This window comes from Streptomyces yokosukanensis (assembly GCF_001514035.1).
Lineage (GTDB): Bacteria > Actinomycetota > Actinomycetes > Streptomycetales > Streptomycetaceae > Streptomyces > Streptomyces yokosukanensis.
The window spans coordinates 146373-163821 of the sequence record NZ_KQ948225.1 but is presented as its reverse complement, the minus strand read 5'-3'; the positions used below and the strand labels follow the sequence as shown (position 1 = coordinate 163821).

At 69.0% G+C, this 17449-nt stretch carries 15 protein-coding genes; 12 read left to right on the top strand and 3 right to left on the bottom strand.

Features of this window, described 5'->3' with window-relative positions; genetic code table 11:
- The 4 genes from AQI95_RS36640 to AQI95_RS36625 form a co-directional block, all read left to right on the top strand.
- Window positions 1-913, top strand: a 913-nt coding sequence (locus AQI95_RS36640; RefSeq protein ID WP_279617042.1) for a vitamin B12 dependent-methionine synthase activation domain-containing protein, incomplete at its 5' end; no start/stop codon positions are given.
- 299 nt (window positions 914-1212) lie between these two features.
- Window positions 1213-1914: an HAD family hydrolase gene (locus tag AQI95_RS36635; protein WP_067134435.1), complete on the top strand. Its 702-nt coding sequence runs from the start codon at window positions 1213-1215 to the stop codon at window positions 1912-1914.
- A 433-nt stretch (window positions 1915-2347) separates the two neighbouring features.
- Window positions 2348-3952, top strand: coding sequence for an ABC transporter substrate-binding protein (locus tag AQI95_RS36630; RefSeq protein ID WP_067134433.1), 1605 nt, complete (start codon window positions 2348-2350; stop codon window positions 3950-3952).
- Between the two features lie 97 nt (window positions 3953-4049).
- Window positions 4050-5630 (top strand): ABC transporter substrate-binding protein, encoded by a 1581-nt coding sequence (locus AQI95_RS36625; protein ID WP_067134431.1) that lies wholly within the window; start codon window positions 4050-4052, stop codon window positions 5628-5630.
- A gap of 120 nt (window positions 5631-5750) precedes the next feature.
- Here AQI95_RS36625 and AQI95_RS36620 read toward each other — a convergent pair whose 3' ends face one another.
- The gene (locus tag AQI95_RS36620) at window positions 5751-6422 is read right to left on the bottom strand and encodes a response regulator (RefSeq protein WP_067134429.1); all 672 of its coding nucleotides are present in this window, start codon (window positions 6420-6422) and stop codon (window positions 5751-5753) included.
- Between the two features lie 14 nt (window positions 6423-6436).
- Window positions 6437-7498: a RecB family exonuclease gene (locus tag AQI95_RS36615; RefSeq protein ID WP_079071770.1), complete on the bottom strand. Its 1062-nt coding sequence runs from the start codon at window positions 7496-7498 to the stop codon at window positions 6437-6439.
- Between the two features lie 178 nt (window positions 7499-7676).
- Here AQI95_RS36615 and AQI95_RS36610 point away from each other — a divergent pair, with 178 nt between their 5' ends.
- The 3 genes from AQI95_RS36610 to AQI95_RS36600 all read left to right on the top strand — a co-directional run bounded on the left by AQI95_RS36610 (window position 7677) and on the right by AQI95_RS36600 (window position 11214).
- Window positions 7677-9395, top strand: a complete 1719-nt coding sequence (locus AQI95_RS36610; RefSeq protein ID WP_067134427.1) for a site-2 protease family protein — start codon at window positions 7677-7679, stop codon at window positions 9393-9395.
- Between the two features lie 90 nt (window positions 9396-9485).
- Window positions 9486-10388: a tRNA (adenine-N1)-methyltransferase gene (locus AQI95_RS36605; RefSeq protein WP_067050546.1), complete on the top strand. Its 903-nt coding sequence runs from the start codon at window positions 9486-9488 to the stop codon at window positions 10386-10388.
- A 244-nt stretch (window positions 10389-10632) separates the two neighbouring features.
- Window positions 10633-11214 carry a hypothetical protein gene (locus AQI95_RS36600; protein ID WP_067134426.1) on the top strand — a complete coding sequence of 194 codons (582 nt, stop codon included), beginning with the start codon at window positions 10633-10635 and terminating at the stop codon, window positions 11212-11214.
- A gap of 18 nt (window positions 11215-11232) precedes the next feature.
- On the opposite strand, the gene AQI95_RS36595 is transcribed toward AQI95_RS36600, so the two are convergent.
- Window positions 11233-11535, bottom strand: coding sequence for a ferredoxin (locus AQI95_RS36595; RefSeq protein WP_067134492.1), 303 nt, complete (start codon window positions 11533-11535; stop codon window positions 11233-11235).
- 521 nt (window positions 11536-12056) lie between these two features.
- On the opposite strand from AQI95_RS36595, the gene arc reads away from it, so the two are divergent.
- From arc to prcB, 5 genes are all read left to right on the top strand, one after another.
- A complete protein-coding gene (gene arc, locus AQI95_RS36590; protein ID WP_067134424.1) occupies window positions 12057-13823 on the top strand; it encodes a proteasome ATPase in 1767 nt (588 codons plus the stop codon).
- Window positions 13824-14055: 232 nt separating this feature from the next.
- Window positions 14056-15567: a depupylase/deamidase Dop gene (gene dop / locus AQI95_RS36585; RefSeq protein WP_341849492.1), complete on the top strand. Its 1512-nt coding sequence runs from the start codon at window positions 14056-14058 to the stop codon at window positions 15565-15567.
- 172 nt (window positions 15568-15739) lie between these two features.
- The gene (locus tag AQI95_RS36580) at window positions 15740-15958 is read left to right on the top strand and encodes a ubiquitin-like protein Pup (protein WP_067134420.1); all 219 of its coding nucleotides are present in this window, start codon (window positions 15740-15742) and stop codon (window positions 15956-15958) included.
- A gap of 124 nt (window positions 15959-16082) precedes the next feature.
- Window positions 16083-16595, top strand: coding sequence for an endonuclease VII domain-containing protein (locus AQI95_RS45525; RefSeq protein ID WP_079071768.1), 513 nt, complete (start codon window positions 16083-16085; stop codon window positions 16593-16595).
- Window positions 16547-17392 (top strand): proteasome subunit beta, encoded by an 846-nt coding sequence (gene prcB / locus AQI95_RS36575; protein ID WP_067134416.1) that lies wholly within the window; start codon window positions 16547-16549, stop codon window positions 17390-17392. Before AQI95_RS45525 ends, prcB begins: the two co-directional genes overlap by 49 nt.
- Window positions 17393-17449: the final 57 nt, after the last annotated feature.

Genomic DNA, 17449 nt, shown 5'->3' with positions numbered 1-17449 from the left:
ACCCGGCGCGACGCTGCCCGAACTCAAGCCGCGCAGGGTACGGGCCACGGCCTCCGTCGAGGTCGACGAGCGCCCGGAGGAGGGCCACGTCCGCTCCGACGTCGCCGTCGACAACCCGGTACCGGCCCCGCCGTTCTGGGACACCCGGATCGTCAAGGGCATCCAGCTCAAGGAGTACGCGAGCTGGCTGGACGAGGGCGCGCTGTTCAAGGGCCAGTGGGGGCTCAAGCAGGCCCGCACCGGTGAGGGTCCGACGTACGAGGAGCTGGTGGAGACCGAGGGCCGCCCCCGGCTGCGCGGTCTCCTGGACCGTCTCCAGACGGACAACCTCCTGGAAGCCGCCGTCGTCCACGGCTACTTCCCCTGCGTCTCCAAGGACGACGACCTCATCATCCTGGACGAGCAGGGCAACGAGCGCACCCGGTTCACCTTCCCGCGCCAGCGCCGCGGCCGCCGACTGTGCCTGGCCGACTTCTTCCGCCCGGAGGAGTCGGGGGAGACCGACGTCGTCGGCCTCCAGGTCGTCACCGTCGGCTCGCGCATCGGCGAGGAGACCGCGAAGCTCTTCGAGGCCAACTCCTACCGCGACTACCTCGAACTGCACGGCCTGTCCGTCCAGTTGGCCGAGGCGCTCGCCGAGTACTGGCACGCCCGCGTCCGCGCCGAACTCGGCTTCGGCGGCGAGGACCCGGCCGACATCGAGGACATGTTCTCCCTGAAGTACCGGGGTGCCCGCTTCTCCCTCGGCTACGGCGCCTGCCCGAATCTGGAGGACCGCGCCAAGATCGCGGACCTGCTGCGACCGGAGCGGATCGGCGTCCATCTGTCCGAGGAGTTCCAGTTGCACCCCGAGCAGTCCACCGACGCCATCGTGATCCACCACCCGGAGGCGAAGTACTTCAACGCCCGCTGAGCCCTCCGGGGTTTCGGCCGGGCCGCCCACTCGCCGAGTCGCGTCAGACCGTGCGCGAGTGCCGCTGTGTGGGGGAGCCGGTCACCGGTTCCCCCACTGCTCCCAGGGGCCGGAGCGCTGCCGCTGCGGGCATCGCGAAGGCCCTCTGGCCTGCGCCGGGGGTGTTTCATGGGGGTACCCCGGGGCTCGACTGATAAACGAGGCGCTTCGGGCGCCGGAGACGTACACTTGTCGGTCCACTGCAGGCCGGTTCCCTGTCCGGGAACCGGCCTGGTCGTCCCTCAAGGAGGTGCGCCCGGATGACCAGCACGGTCCCCGCGCTCGGAACCCGTACGGCCGAAGGCTCCGCCCTGCAGGCGGTGCTTCTCGACATGGACGGCACCCTGGTGGACACCGAGGGCTTCTGGTGGGACGTCGAGGTCGAGATCTTCGCCGCCCTCGGCCACGCCCTGGACGATTCCTGGCGGCATGTCGTGGTCGGCGGGCCCATGACCCGCAGTGCCGGCTTCCTCATCGAGGCCACCGGCGCCGACATCACCCTCGACGAACTCACCACGCTGCTCAACGAGGGCTTCGAGGACCGCATCGGCCGAACCCTGCCGTTGATGCCGGGCGCCGCCCGCCTGCTCGCCGAACTCCATGAGCACGGCATCCCCACGGCCCTCGTCTCGGCCTCCCACCGGCGCATCATCGACCGTGTGCTCAGGGTGCTCGGCCCGCAGCACTTCGCCCTGTCCATCGCCGGCGACGAGGTCTCGCGCACCAAGCCCTTCCCCGACCCCTATCTGCTCGCCGCCGCCGGGCTCGGCGCACAGCCCGACCGGTGCGCGGTCGTCGAGGACACCGCGACAGGCGTCGCCGCCGCCGAGGCCGCCGGCTGCCGTGTGGTCGCCGTACCCTCCATCGCCCCCATCACCCCGGCCGAGGGGCGCACCGTGGTCAGCTCTCTGGAACAGGTCGACCTGGCATTTCTCCGCGGCCTGATGACGGAAATGCTCTAGCCGTTCACCCAGCGTGAAAACTCCAATGGTCCGGCCGGACAAATTTCCGGGGGAGTACACGGACGTGGAATTCCAGCCGGGGCGTCCGGCTGAATTCCGCTGACTCGTCGCACAGTTGGATGTGTGACGTTCACCACTCCGGCGACTCTCGACAGGTTGCGGCGGGTGTGCTGAACGACCCTTTTCGGGCCGGAACGACGGGCCTTTGTGTCCCGATTGATGGGAGGCTGCACTAATCCTGCCGCTGTCGGGTTTTCGGTGCGTCCACACCCGGTTCCACTGCGTGATGAGGGGTCAACTCACGCGACCGTGAAGCCCCCTGCGGACGCGGACTAATCTCATCGCGAGAACATCGCCGTAACCCCCCGTGATCCGTCGCACCACCCATGCATGCCGGATACACGGACCCGAACAGCTCTGGAGAAACCCCCGCATGAACCGCAAGACTTTGGTGCTGCCGGCGGTGGCCGGCCTGCTCACCCCGGTTCTCGCCGCATGCGGCGGGTCCGGCAGCGGGAGCAAGAGCGGCGACGCCATCGTCGTCGGTACCACGGACCGGTTCACCGCCACCAGCGACGCCCCGGCGCCCCTCGACCCGGCCTACGCCTACGACGTCGGCACCTGGAACATCCTGCGCCAGAGCGTCCAGACCCTGATGGCTCAGCCCAAGGGCGAAGGCGACCCCGTCCCGGACGCCGCCGAGAGCTGCTCCTTCACCGACAGCGGCAGCGAGCGCTACGCCTGCAAGCTCCGCGACGGCCTGAAGTTCGCGAGCGGCGACCCGGTCACCGCCCAGGACGTCAAGTACTCCATCGAGCGCGCCCTGCGCATCAAGTCGAGCAGCGGTGTGTCCTCCCTGCTGAACACCATCGACACCATCGAGACGCAGGGCGACCACGAGGTCATCTTCCACCTCAAGACCGCCGACGCCACGTTCCCGTACAAGCTGTCCACTCCGGTCGCGGGCATCATCAACCCGAAGGACTACCAGAAGGACAAGCTGCGCGACGGCTTCGAGATCGACGGCTCCGGCCCGTACACCTTCCACGCCGACACCGACGGCAAGGCCATCACCACCGCCACCTTCACCAAGAACCCCAACTACAAGGGCTCCGTGAAGGTGAACAACGACAAGGTCGAGCTGCGCTCCTTCACCGACGCCGACGCCATGGGCGCCGCCATCGACAAGGGTGACATCGACGTCATGACCCGCACCATGTCGCCCGCCCAGATCCAGAAGCTGGACGCCGGCGGCGACGACAAGGTCGGCCTCGTCGACATGCCCGGCCTGGAAATCCGCTACCTGGCCTTCGACACCAACGCGCCCACCGTGAAGTCCAAGGCCGTACGCCAGGCCATGGCCCAGATCATCGACCGCGCGGAACTGGTCTCCAAGGTCTACGGCACCCAGGCCGAGGCGCTGTACTCGCTGGTCCCGGCCACCATCACCGGCCACTCCAACTCGTTCTTCAACAAGTACGGCAACCCCAGCGTCGACAAGGCCAAGAGCCTGCTCGGCAAGGCCGGCATCACCGCCCCGGTCAAGCTGACCCTGCACTACACCACCGACCACTACGGCTCCGCCACGAAGAAGGAATTCGAGGTCCTGCAGAAGCAGCTCAACGACAGCGGTCTGTTCTCCGTGTCCATCCAGGGCCACCCCTGGGAGACCTTCCGCCCCGCTGAGCAGAAGGGCCAGTACGACGTCTACGGCATGGGCTGGTTCCCCGACTTCCCCGACGCCGACAACTTCATCGCGCCCTTCCTCGACAAGGACAACTTCCTCGGCTCGCCGTACTCCAACAGCACCATCCAGCGCACCCTGATCCCGGAGTCCCGGCGCGAGGCCGACCGGCTCGCCGCCGCCAAGAGCCTCACCGAGATCCAGGACACCGTCGCCGAGGACGTCCCCGTCCTGCCGCTGTGGCAGGGCAAGCAGTACGTCGCCGCGCGGGACGACATCACGGGTGTCGCCTACGCCCTCAACTCCTCCTCGACGCTTCAGCTGTGGGAGCTCGGCCGCGGTGTGAGCGGCTGACGGCTCTCTCCTCCGGGGGCCAGGGACGGCTGCCCCGGTGACCCGGGGCCAGGACGGCGGCCCCGGGGTGACGAACCGACGAATAAGGCACACGCGAGTGAACATGCGTAACCAGTGGCCAGTTCTGCCCATCGCGGCGGGACTGGCCTCCGGCCTATTGACCGGCTGCGGCTCGGAGAGCGGTGGTTCCGGGGGGACCGGCTCCTCCGTGGTGATGGGGATGTCCGACGACGTCCTCGCCACGGACCCGGCATCCGGCTACGACCCGGGCTCCTGGCTGTTGTTCGACAACGTCTTCCAGTCGCTCCTGAGCTTCCCCAAGGGCGCGACCGAACCCCAGCCCGAACTGGCCAAGGAGTGCTCCTTCAGCGACTCCCGGGCCACGGTCTACAGATGCGTGCTGAAGGACGGCCTGAAGTTCAGCAACGGTGACGACCTCACCTCGAAGGACGTGAAGTTCTCCTTCGACCGCATGATGAAGATCAACGACCCCGCCGGGCCCGCGATCATGTTCCCGCTGCTCGGCGACATCGCCACACCCGACGCGAAGACGGTGGTCTTCCATCTGAACGCCTCCGACGCCACCTTCCCCAGCAAGATCGCCTCCGGCGCCGGCTCCATCGTGGACCACCGCCAGTACGACGCGAGCGGCCTGCGCACCGACCAGCAGGCCGTCGGCTCCGGCCCCTACAAGCTGGACTCCTTCGACAAGGACCGGGCGGTCTTCTCCGTCAACGGCAACTACAAGGGCACCGCCGCGGTCAAGAACTCCGGCGTCACCCTGAAGTTCTTCCACGGCGACCGCAGCGCCCTGAAGAAGGCCCTCCTCGACGGCACCGTCGACATCGCCTACCGAGGCCTGTCCGCCTCCGACATCGCCGGACTCGACGAACAGGACGGCAGCAAGGGCGTCGACGTCATCGAGGGCTCCAGCGCCGAAGTCCAGCACCTGGTCTTCAACATGAGGGACCCGGTCGCCGGAAAGCCCGGTGTCCGCAAGGCCATGGCCTATCTCATCGACCGCGACGCCCTCATCAAGAACGTCTACCAGGGCACCGCCACCCCGCTGTACTCGATCATCCCGGCGGGCATCGCCGGCCACAACACCGCCTTCTTCGACACCTACGGCGCCCGCCCCTCCCGCGCCAAGGCCGCCGAAGCACTGCGCGGCGACGGCATCACGGGCAAGGTCAAGCTCACCCTGTGGTCCACGCCGTCGCGGTACGGCCCCGCCACCGACGAGGAGCTGAAGGCCATCGCCGGCCAGCTCAACGCCAGCGGCCTGTTCGACGCCGACGTCAAGTCGGTCACCTTCGACCAGTACGAGAAGGACATCGCCGGCGGCAAGTACGGCGTCTACGTCAAGGGCTGGGTGCCGGACTACCCGGACGCCGACAACTTCACCGCGCCCTTCTTCGGCAAGGGCAACGTGCTGGACAACAACTACGACAACCGCACCATCACCGGCACGCTCATCCCCGACACGGCCGCGCAGAGCGACCGCGGCGCCACCGACAAGGACTTCGGCCGGCTCCAGAACATCGTCGCCACCGAACTGCCCGTCCTGCCGGTCTGGCAGGCCAAGCAGTACGCGGTCGCCCGCGACGGCGTCTACGGCCTGGAGTACTGCCTGGACGCCTCCACGGTGTTCCGGTTCTGGGAACTCAGCAAGAGCTGACCCCCGTCGACGCGCTGACGCCGTCGACACCAAAGGCGCCCCTCTCCACGCGGGAGGGGCGCCCTTCGGGATCGCACGGGGCCGTACGGCGCCCTGCGGGCCGTACCGGATCCGTCAAGCTCACTGGGCGCCGGGGCGCACCAGGCCGCTCTCGTACGCGTACACCGCGGCCTGCACCCGGTCCCGGAGACCCAGCTTGGTCAGTACATGCCCCACATGGGTCTTCACCGTCGTCTCGCTGACGAACAGGTCGGCCGCGATCTCCGCGTTCGACAACCCGCGCGCCACCAGCTTCAGCACCTCCACCTCACGATCGGTGAGGGTGTTCAGCGTGTCCGGCACCGGCTCGTCGCCCGAGGGCAGATGCGTGGCGTACTTGTCCAGCAGCCGGCGCGTGATGCTCGGCGCCAGCATCGCCTCGCCCGCCGCCACCACCCGGATCGCCTGCACCAGCTCGTTGGCCGGCGCGTCCTTCAACAGGAAGCCGCTGGCGCCCGCGCGCAGCGCCTCCACCACATACTCGTCCAGGTCGAACGTGGTCAGCACCAGCACCTTCGCCGGGCCGGACCGGTCGGGGCCGGTGATCTGCCGGGTCGCCTCCACCCCGTCCATCCGCGGCATACGGATGTCCATCAGTACGACGTCCGGCTGCAGAGCCCGCACCTGATCGAGGGCCTGCAAGCCGTCACCGGCCTCGCCGACGACCGCGAGATCCTGCTCGGCCTCCAGGATCATCCGGAAACCCGTACGCAGCAGGGGCTGGTCGTCGACCAGTAGGACACGGATGGCCACGTGACACTCCTTCGCTAGTCCGGGCCCATTCTGCCCTGCGTGCCGGGACCGGACTCGCCCGCCCTCACCGGCAACGGATAGGGCGGGGGAGTGCCGCCGAACTCCGGGCAGTGCGCCTGGTGGTCGCACCAGCCGCACAGCTTGGTCGGACGGGGCCGCCACTCGCCGGTCTCCGTGGCCTGCCGGATCGCCTCCCACAGCGCGTGCAGCTTGCGCTCCACCCGCTCCAGGTCGGCGACGTCCGGGTCGTACGTCAGCACGTCCCCGCTGCCCAGATACACCAGCTGCAGACGGCGCGGGACCACCCGCTTCAACCGCCACACGACCAAGGCGTAGAACTTCATCTGGAACAGCGCGCCCTCGGAGTACTCCGCTCTCGGCGCCTTCCCCGTCTTGTAGTCGACGATCCGGACCTCGCCGGTCGGCGCCACGTCCACCCGGTCGATGATCCCGCGCAGCCGCAGCCCCGAATCCAGCTCGGCCTCCACGAACAGCTCCCGCTCGGCCGGCTCCAACCGCGTCGGATCCTCCAGCGTGAACCAGCGCTCGACGAGCCGCTCCGCCTCCTGGAGCCACCCGGCCAGCCGCGCCCCGTCAGGGTCGTCGGCGAACAGCTCCGTGACCTCCGGCCTGCTCTCCCGCAGCCGGTCCCACTGGCCCGGGATGAGCGCCTTGGCCCGCGGCGCGGTCCGCTCCGCGGCAGGCGCGTCGAACAGTCGCTCCAGCACCGCGTGCACCAACGTGCCCCGGGTCGCCGCCGCACTCGGCTTCTCCGGCAGCCGGTCGATCACCCGGAACCGGTACAGCAACGGGCACTGCATGAAATCGCCGGCCCGGGACGGAGAGAGCGAACTGGGCGCGACGGCTACCCGCTCGGCATCCGGTGCGGGGGCGGCGTCGGACGTGCGAGGCGCCTCCTCGGACGGGAGGTGTGCCGCGGTCGTCGGCGCCGGTGTCGAGGGACTCTGCGCGGGGGTCGGCGGAGCTGTCGTGGGCGTCGGCCGCGGGGTCCCGGCCGGATCCGTCTGCGCGGTGCCGCCCGCCGCGGCGCCCGCGTCCTCGATGCTGCTGTCCATGTCCACAGACCTTACGGCCCACCACTGACAGTGACCCGGTCGCCGCGGTGTTCGGCCGCGCGACCGCGGGGCAAACACAAGGGGTGCCGGGGCGAAACGCGTTACCACGGCCGCATACCATCGACCACAGACCCTTCCGTCCCACAGGTACGGAAGATGCTTCGAACGAGGGGACACCGTGGACGTGAGCGGCGGGAGCGGGCAACCGCGGTCCGGCAACGACGAGCCGGCCGAGCACCCCGCGGGTCCAACGGCCCCGACGACCGGCCCCACCCCCCAGCCCGGCCCGGAGCCCCGCTCCGACGCGCCCGGCACAGGCCGCCCCGAGGACGCAAGGACCCGGCGCCCGGCCGAGGCCGCGGACACCCAGGACGCGTCCGGCCGACCGGCGGCCGCCTCCTCCACCGAGGCCGCCCCAGACCCCGCCGGGACCCCGCGGCACTCCGACAGCACCGGCACGGGCACCGGCGACGACCCGCACACGCGGACCACCGGTGACGACGGCGCACCGGGCGAGACCACCGGCACCCCTGGCGACGCGGACGCCGAGGACTCCTCCGGCGGCACGGAGCCCGCCGGCGCACACACCGACGACCCCACCGGCGGCCCCCGGCCCGCCGACACCGCCCGCACGACGGGCACCCCCACCGACACCCCCGGCACCGCGCACGACCCCCACTCCGACCACCGCTCCCTCGCGCACGCGGGCATCGCCAAGGGCGAGCCGCCGCAACCGCGGCCCAAGGAACCCGGCGGAGGCATCCTCATGGGCCGGCCCTTCGGCGTGCCGGTGTACGTCGCACCGAGCTGGTTCCTCGTCGCCGCACTGATCACCTGGGTCTTCGGCGGCCAGCTCGACCGCGTGCTGCCCGAACTGGGCGCCGCCCGCTACCTGGTCTCCCTGTTCTTCGCCGTGGCCTTCTACGCCTCCGTCCTCGTCCACGAGCTGGCCCACACGGTCGCCGCGATCCGCTTCAAGCTTCCCGTCCGCCGCATCCAGCTGCAGTTCTTCGGCGGCGTCTCCGAGATCGAGAAAGAGGCCGAGACCCCGGGCCGGGAGTTCGTCCTGGCCTTCGTCGGCCCCCTGCTCTCCCTCGTCCTCGCCGGGCTGTTCTACCTCGCGATGAAGCTCGTCGAACCCGGCACCGTCCCCGGCGTCCTGCTGGCCGGCCTGATGATCTCCAACCTCATCGTCGCGATCTTCAACCTCCTGCCCGGACTGCCCCTCGACGGCGGCCGCATGCTCCGCGCCGTCGTCTGGAAAATCACCGGCAAACCCATGAGCGGCACCGTCGCCGCCGCCTGGGTCGGCCGAGCCCTCGCCGTCACCGTCCTCATCGGCCTGCCCCTGCTCAACCAGTCAGGCGCGCTCGGCGGCGACAACACCGACGCCGGCGGCATGGACACCGTCACCGACGCCCTGCTCGCCGCCATCCTCGCCGCGATCATCTGGACCGGCGCCGGCAACAGCCTGCGCATGGCCCGCCTGCGCGAACACCTCCCCGAACTGCGGGCCCGCACCCTCACCCGCCGCGCCGTACCCGTCGAGACCGACACCCCCCTCTCCGAAGCCCTGCGCCGCGCCAACGCCGCCGGAGCCCGCGCCCTCGTCGTCGTCGACGCCCACGGCAACCCCCTCTCCCTCGTCCGCGAGTCCGCCATCGTCGGCGTACCCGAACACCGCCGCCCCTGGGTCGCCGTCAGCGGACTCGCCCAGGAACTCACCGACGGCATGCGCGTCTCCGCCGAACTCGCCGGAGAAGAACTCCTCGACGTCCTGCGCGCCACCCCCGCCACCGAATACCTCGTGGTCGAGGAGTCGGGCGAGATCTTCGGCGTCCTGTCGGCGGCGGACGTGGAGCGAGCCTTCGTCAGGGCAATGGCAAGACCCGCCTGACCGCACGCCGGGCACGAGCGCCCCCGCACAGGCGCGGGGGCATCCTCGCGACGGTCAGAGACGGCCGCACGGACCCGGTAGGCTGGTCACATGTCCGAACCGACCGGTGCCGCCCGCAGGCGCGGGCCCTTCAAGGTCGGGGACCAGGTACAGCTGACCGACCCCAAGGGCCGCCACTACACGTTCACGCTCGAAGCCGGAAAGAACTTCCACACCCACAAGGGTTCCTTCCCGCACGACGAACTGATCGGCGCTCCCGAGGGCAGCGTTGTCCGCACCACCGGCAACGTCGCCTACCTCGCGCTGCGCCCCCTGCTCCCCGACTACGTCCTGTCCATGCCCCGCGGGGCAGCCGTCGTCTACCCCAAGGACGCGGGGCAGATCCTCGCTTTCGCCGACATCTTCCCCGGCGCCCGCGTCGTGGAGGCAGGCGTCGGCTCCGGCTCGCTCAGCAGCTTCCTGCTGCGCGCCATCGGCGACCAGGGCATGCTGCACTCCTACGAGCGCCGCGAGGACTTCGCCGAGATCGCGCAGGCGAACGTGGAGCGCTACTTCGGCGGCCCCCACCCCGCCTGGCAGCTCACCGTCGGCGACCTCCAGGACAACCTGTCCGACACCGACGTCGACCGCGTCATCCTCGACATGCTCGCCCCCTGGGAATGCCTGGAGGCCGTCTCCAAGGCACTCGTCCCCGGCGGCATCCTGTGCTGCTACGTGGCCACCACCACCCAGCTCGCCCGGACCGTGGAGTCCATCCGCGAGATCGGCTGCTTCAACGAGCCGACCGCCTGGGAAACCATGATCCGCAACTGGCACATCGAGGGTCTCGCCGTCCGCCCCGACCACCGCATGATCGGCCACACCGGCTTCCTGCTCACCGCCCGCCGCCTCGCCGACGGCGTCGAGCCCCCCATGCGCCGCCGCCGCCCCGCCAAGGGCGCCTACGGCGAGGACTACGCCGGCCCCAACGCCGACGGCGGCACCGGCCGCTGACCCACCCCGCACACCACACAACGAAAGGGCGCCGTGCCCGAGTTCCCACCGACCGACGGGAACTCGGGCACGGCGCCCGTCCGTTGACACCACACCAGGAGCCCCGCGCCCCACAGCCCCAACGCCCGCCCACACGTGGGCCCCCGCCTGCGGGAATCCCGGACCCCGCCGTTCCCCCGCACTGTGACGTGTGGCACCATGCTGCCCACCCCCACCGGCACAGCCCTCACAGGAGACACTCCTCGTGCAGCAATCCGCCGTTCCGGAGCTCGCCCACACCCAGACCCGGCCCATCCACTGGGTCGCCACCGCCACAGCCGTCGCCGGTGTGGTGGCCCTCTCCTCCGTCGTACAGCCCGGATCGGCCACGGCCGCCCAGGCCACCACCGCCACCCAGAACAAGTCCGCCGCCACGGCCGTCCAGCCGCCCAGCACCACCGGCGTCGACTTCCCCCTGCAGTGCGGACCCGTCAAAGCCGTCGTCGCCAAGAAAGCCACCGGCGACCTCGACGGCGACGGCCGACCGGAAACCGTCGCTGTCGTGCACTGCGACTCCGGCATGGGCACCCCGCCCGACGGCGTCTACGTCCTCACCCGCTCCGCGGACACCGGCAAACCCCGCATCGTGGCCACGCTCGTCGAACCCAAGGACCGGTTCACCGTCACCGACTTCTCCCTGCGCACGGGCACGGTCGGCGCCACCCTGCTCGGCTACTCCTCCGACGCCGTCCCCAACTGCTGCCCCGACGTCAAAACCCCCGCCAAGTGGCACTGGAACGGCAACGCGTTCATCCGCTCCACACCCGCCGACGCCCACAGCGTCTGACCCGGGCCCGCACCGCACTCACCCCGCGTCGGGCCCGTACACCTCGACCCTGTCCGAAACCCGGCGCACATGAATGCACTCGCCGGGACACTCCTTCGCCGAGTCCACCACATCCACCAGCAACGGCAGCGGCACCGCTGCCGTCGCCCCCACCGCCTGCAGCAGCTCGTCGTCCGGGCCCTTCACATAGGCCAGCCCGTCGATGTCCAGCTCGAACACCTCAGGGGCGTACTGGGCACAGATCCCGTCACCCGTACACAGATCCTGGTCGATCCAGACCTCCAGCGCCTCCCCGCCCGGGGCCTCCTGCTGCACGGTCACCTCTCCTGCCTTCGATACGCCGGGCGGCACCGGCACCCCGAGGGCCAGCCGGGTCCGCTCCAGCGGCTGTTGAACACCCTCGACCCTACCTCCGCCCACACTCCGCCCGGCCTCCACCGCCACCGGGTTTCCACCCCCGTCCGCTCGGGTACCAGCGCCCGACCAGGACACAGGCGCTCCCACCGAGGGAGCGACCACTTCAAGCCGGGCCGACGGTGACACCGACCGCCCATACCGTCGCTCTGCGTAACGATCGCAGGAGCGCACCGCCCGCTGCCCGCATCCGGCCCGCACACCCCGTGGGCGGACAACTCCGCCCACTCCTGAAGGGTTTTGACGACGCGATGCCTGGAACAAGCCGCTTCCACATCACGTTGAGTGGGTATCCCCTCCGTGCGAGGGAGAGCGCACCGGGTGACCGACGACACACCTTGACAGTCTTGGTGATCTAGGGGTTTCAATCGACACCCACCCAGGTAGGGTCTGGAAGCGTCCAGCTCCCCTTGGAGGAGGTGAGGACCGTGGCAGCCCACGACGACGACATGAACCGCGGCATCCGCCCGGGACGAGGGTCCGACGACCCGGCCGGGCAGATCGCCTACCTTGAGCAGGAGATCGCCGTCCTGCGACGCAAGCTCGCCGACTCTCCGCGACACACGAGGATTCTCGAAGAGCGGATCGTCGAGCTGCAGACGAACCTGGCCGGCGTGTCCGCCCAGAACGAAAGGCTGGCCAACACCCTCCGCGAGGCCCGCGACCAGATCGTGGCCCTCAAGGAAGAGGTCGACCGGCTCGCCCAGCCGCCCGCAGGCTTCGGCGTCTTCCTGCAAGCCAACGAAGACGCCACCGCCGACATCTTCACCGGCGGCCGCAAACTGCGGGTGAACGTCAGCCCAAGCGTCGACCTCGACGACCTGCGGCGCGGCCAGGAAGTCATGCTCAACGAAGCGCTCAACGTGGTCGAGGCCATGGAGTACGAGAGCGTCGGCGACATCGTCACCCTCAAGGAGATCCTCGAGGACGGCGAGCGCGCCCTCGTGCTGGGGCACACCGACGAGGAGCGGGTGGTACGGCTCGCCGAACCACTGCTGGACGTCACCATCCGCCCCGGCGACGCCCTCCTGCTCGAACCCCGCTCCGGCTACGTCTACGAGGTCGTCCCCAAGAGCGAGGTCGAAGAACTCGTCCTCGAAGAGGTCCCCGACATCGGCTACGACCAGATCGGCGGACTCGGCAACCAGATCGAAGCCATCCGCGACGCGGTCGAGCTGCCGTACCTCTACCCGGACCTGTTCAAGGAGCACGAGCTGCGCCCGCCCAAGGGCGTCCTGCTCTACGGCCCCCCCGGCTGCGGCAAGACACTCATCGCCAAGGCCGTCGCGAACTCGCTCGCCAAGAAGGTCGCCGAGGTCACCGGCCAGGCGTCCGGCAAGAGCTTCTTCCTGAACATCAAGGGCCCGGAGCTGCTCAACAAGTACGTCGGCGAGACCGAGCGACAGATCCGCCTCGTCTTCCAGCGTGCCCGTGAGAAGGCCAGCGAGGGCACCCCCGTCATCGTCTTCTTCGACGAGATGGAGTCCCTCTTCCGCACCCGTGGCTCCGGCGTCAGCTCGGACGTGGAGAACACCATCGTCCCCCAGCTGCTCGCCGAGATCGACGGTGTCGAAGGCCTGCAGAACGTGGTCGTCATCGGCGCCTCCAACCGCGAGGACATGATCGACCCCGCCATCCTGCGCCCCGGTCGGCTCGACGTGAAGATCAAGATCGAGCGCCCGGACGCCGAAGCCGCCAAGGACATCTTCGGCAAGTACCTCACCGAGCGCCTCCCGCTGCACGCCGACGACCTCGGCGAACACGGCGGCGACAAGACCACCACCGTCCAGAGCATGATCCAGACGGCGGTCGAGCAGATGTACGCCGAATCCGAGGAGAACCGCTTCCTGGAGGTCACCTACGCCAACGGCGACAAGGAAGTCCTCTACTTCAAGGACTTCAACTCCGGCGCCATGATCGAGAACATCGTCGGACGCGCCAAGAAGATGGCGATCAAGGACTTCCTCGAGAAGAACCAGAAGGGCCTCCGCGTCTCCCACCTCCTCCAGGCCTGCGTGGACGAGTTCAAGGAGAACGAAGACCTGCCCAACACCACCAACCCCGACGACTGGGCCCGCATCTCCGGAAAGAAGGGCGAGCGGATCGTCTACATCCGTACCCTCATCACCGGAAAGCAGGGCGCGGACACCGGGCGCTCCATCGACACCGTGGCCAACACCGGCCAGTACCTGTAACAGCAGGGCGGCTGCGGGTCCCCTCCACGGGCACCCGCAGCCCTCTGTTTTTCAGGCCACGACCTGAGCAGGCAATGACGCAAATGATCTCCCCACCAGCGCAAAGGCGTTCTAGGCTCGTTCCTACCGCCGAGTCGCGCAGTGCGGGGACGGGCACCGCACACGCACCGGAGCACCAGCGGTACTTGAGCGGCGCCCACGACCGAGGGTGCCGCCCGGCAAGGAGGGCCGCATGACCGTACGGCGAGTAATGGGCATCGAGACGGAGTACGGGATCTCCGTCCCCGGCCATCCCAACGCCAATGCCATGCTCACCTCGTCCCAGATCGTCAACGCCTACGCAGCGGCGATGCACCGGGCCCGCCGGGCCCGCTGGGACTTCGAGGAAGAGAACCCGCTGCGGGACGCGCGAGGGTTCGACCTCGCCCGGGAGGCCGCCGACTCCAGCCAGCTCACCGACGAGGACATCGGCCTCGCCAACGTGATCCTCACCAACGGCGCGCGACTGTACGTGGACCACGCCCACCCCGAATACAGCGCCCCCGAGGTCACCAACCCCCGCGACGCCGTCCTCTGGGACAAGGCCGGCGAGCGGATCATGGCCGAAGCGGCCGAGCGAGCCGCCCAGCTCCCCGGCGCCCAGCCCATCCACCTCTACAAGAACAACACCGACAACAAGGGCGCCAGCTACGGCACGCACGAGAACTACCTGATGAAGCGGGAAACCCCCTTCTCCGACATCGTGCGCCACCTCACCCCCTTCTTCGTCTCCCGCCAGGTCTTCGCCGGAGCCGGCCGCGTCGGCATCGGCCAGGACGGCCACGAACACGGCTTCCAGATCAGCCAGCGCGCCGACTACTTCGAAGTCGAGGTCGGCCTGGAGACGACGCTGAAGCGCCCGATCATCAACACACGCGACGAGCCGCACGCAGACGCCGAGAAGTACCGCCGCCTCCACGTGATCATCGGCGACGCGAACCTCTCCGAGATCTCGACGTACCTCAAACTGGGCACGACCGCCCTGGTCCTGTCCATGATCGAGGACGGCTTCATCGCGGTAGACCTGGCGGTCGACCAGCCCGTACGGACCCTGCACCAGGTCTCCCACGACCCCTCGCTCAAGCGCCTGGTCACGCTGCGTAGTGGTCGGACTCTGACCGCGGTCCAACTCCAGATGGAGTACTTCGAGCTGTCCCGCAAATACGTCGAGGAACGCTACGGCGCCGACGCCGACGAACAGACCAAGGACGTCCTGACCCGCTGGGAGGACACTCTCGGCCGGCTCGAGAACGACCCCATGAGCCTCGCGGGCGAACTCGACTGGGTCGCCAAACGCGAACTCATGGAGGGCTACCGCCGCCGCGACGGCCTCGACTGGGACGCCGCCCGGCTGCACCTCGTCGACCTCCAGTACGCCGACGTACGCGCCGAGAAGGGCCTGTACAACCGCCTCGCCGCCCGGGGCCGCATGAAGCGGCTCCTGGACGAGACGGACGTCCAGGGGGCCATGACGAAGCCGCCGGAGGACACCCGGGCGTACTTCCGTGGCCGCTGCCTGGAGCAATACGCCGACGACGTCGCCGCGGCCAGCTGGGACTCGGTCATCTTCGATCTCCCCGGCCGCGACTCCCTCCAGCGCGTTCCAACCCTGGAACCGCTACGCGGAACGCGAAATCACGTCAAGGAGCTGCTGGACCGCTGTCGCACCGCGGAAGACCTGGTCAAGGTCCTGTCGGGCGGCTGAGCGAGCCACGCGGGCACCCGGCCCGCCCCGGGCGGACGGGGTGGAAATCCCACCGTCCGGGAATCATCGAGATGGCCCCCGTACGTTGCAGAAACTGCGGGGCCGATGTCGGACCCGGCTTGTAGGGTCTGATCATCACCGATCGGCAGGCGAACTGAGCGGGGTGAGGGTTATGGCAACCAAGGACACCGGCGGCGGACAGCAGAAGGCCACGCGATCCACCGAAGAGGTCGAGGAGCAGACGCAGGACGCGCAGGCCTCCGAAGACCTCAAGGAGCGGCACGAGAAGCTGAGTGATGACGTGGACTCCGTGCTGGACGAGATCGATGACGTCCTGGAGGAGAACGCCGAGGATTTCGTGAGGTCCTTCGTGCAAAAGGGAGGCCAGTAGACCCTTTTCCCTTCGAATTGAAGGCGGTGAGGGGGGCGGTGGGGTGAGCGAAAATCCTCCGGCGAAGCGCTGCTCGCGGTGCAGGGAACACCTGCCGCGAGCAGCGTTCGCCGACAATAGGTCCATGTCAGACGGTCTCCAGGCCTACTGTCGGGAGTGCTCCGCCGAGTACTACCGGCAGCGCCAGGAGGCCAAGGGCAAGAAGGTGCGAGAGAAGGTCTCCGTACCGCCAGACCACAAGCGGTGTCCGCAGTGCGGCGTTGTGAAGCCGTACGCGGAGTGGGAGCGGAACAAGACCTCGTCCGACGGCTGGGCGAGCTACTGCCGGTCCTGCCGCGCGGAGCGGAATCGGGCTAGCTACTTCAAGCGCAAGTATGGCCTCACTGAAGCCGAGCGTGACGCGATGATCGTCGCCCAATGGGCACTGTGTGCGATCTGTCCGGACGCCCCAGCCGCGCATGTGGATCACTGCCACAAGACGGGTAGGGTCCGTGGCGTACTGTGCTTCAACTGCAATTCCGGCCTCGGCCTGTTGAGGGACGACCCCGAAGTCGTACGCCGAGCCGCTGCCTATCTGGAAGGAAACTCGTGGAAGCCAATACTCGTGGCACCGGGCGTCTACCAGCTGCCTTCCTGACGCCTGGGTCGTCTTCGTTCATGGATTTCCTGGCGGAGCACCAGCCGGAGATGCTGCCCGGCAACCGGCAGCTGCCGCCCACGCAGGGCGTGCTCGAGGCGCCGCACGGCACGACGATCGTGGCGGTGACCTTCCCCGGTGGTGTGGTGCTCGCCGGTGACCGCCGGGCGACGATGGGCAATGTCATCGCCCAGCGGGACATCGAGAAGGTGTTCCCGGCCGACGAGTACTCCGCCGTCGGTATCGCCGGCACGGCCGGTCTCGCCGTCGAGATGGTCAAGCTCTTCCAGCTGGAGCTGGAGCACTTCGAGAAGGTCGAAGGCGCGCAGCTGTCGCTGGAGGGCAAGGCGAACCGGCTGTCGACGATGATCCGGTCGAATCTCGGCATGGCGATGCAGGGCCTGGCCGTGGTGCCGCTCTTCGCCGGGTACGACGTGGACCGGGACAGGGGGCGGATCTTCTCCTACGACGTCACGGGCGGTCGTTCCGAGGAGCACAACTTCGCGTCGACGGGTTCCGGCTCGATCTTCGCGCGTGGTGCGATGAAGAAGCTGTTCCGTGACGATCTGTCCGAGGAGCAGGCGACCACGCTGGTGGTGCAGGCCCTCTACGACGCGGCTGACGACGACTCGGCGACCGGTGGTCCTGATGTCGCCCGCCGGATCTACCCGATCATCACCGTGATCACCGAGGACGGTTTCCGCCGGCTCACCGAGGACGAGGCCTCCGAGGTGTCCCGTGCGGTGCTGCAGCGGCGTCTGGAGGAGCCGGACGGCCCCAAGGCCGCCCTGCTCTGAGAGCGGGCCCGCTTTCTCTTATCAAGGTGATCCAGTGACCATGACAGAAAGGGACGG

Excerpts from the sequence above, each read along its gene's own strand:
- AQI95_RS36635 (WP_067134435.1), top strand. The coding sequence starts at position 1,213 with ATGACCAGCACGGTCCCCGCGCTCGGAACCCGTACGGCCGAAGGCTCC.
- dop (WP_341849492.1), top strand. The coding sequence starts at position 14,056 with ATGACCGTACGGCGAGTAATGGGCATCGAGACGGAGTACGGGATCTCC.
- AQI95_RS36630 (WP_067134433.1), top strand. The coding sequence starts at position 2,348 with ATGAACCGCAAGACTTTGGTGCTGCCGGCGGTGGCCGGCCTGCTCACC.
- AQI95_RS45525 (WP_079071768.1), top strand. The coding sequence starts at position 16,083 with ATGTCAGACGGTCTCCAGGCCTACTGTCGGGAGTGCTCCGCCGAGTAC.
- AQI95_RS36605 (WP_067050546.1), top strand. The coding sequence starts at position 9,486 with ATGTCCGAACCGACCGGTGCCGCCCGCAGGCGCGGGCCCTTCAAGGTC.
- AQI95_RS36580 (WP_067134420.1), top strand. The coding sequence starts at position 15,740 with ATGGCAACCAAGGACACCGGCGGCGGACAGCAGAAGGCCACGCGATCC.
- AQI95_RS36615 (WP_079071770.1), bottom strand. The coding sequence starts at position 7,498 with ATGGACAGCAGCATCGAGGACGCGGGCGCCGCGGCGGGCGGCACCGCG.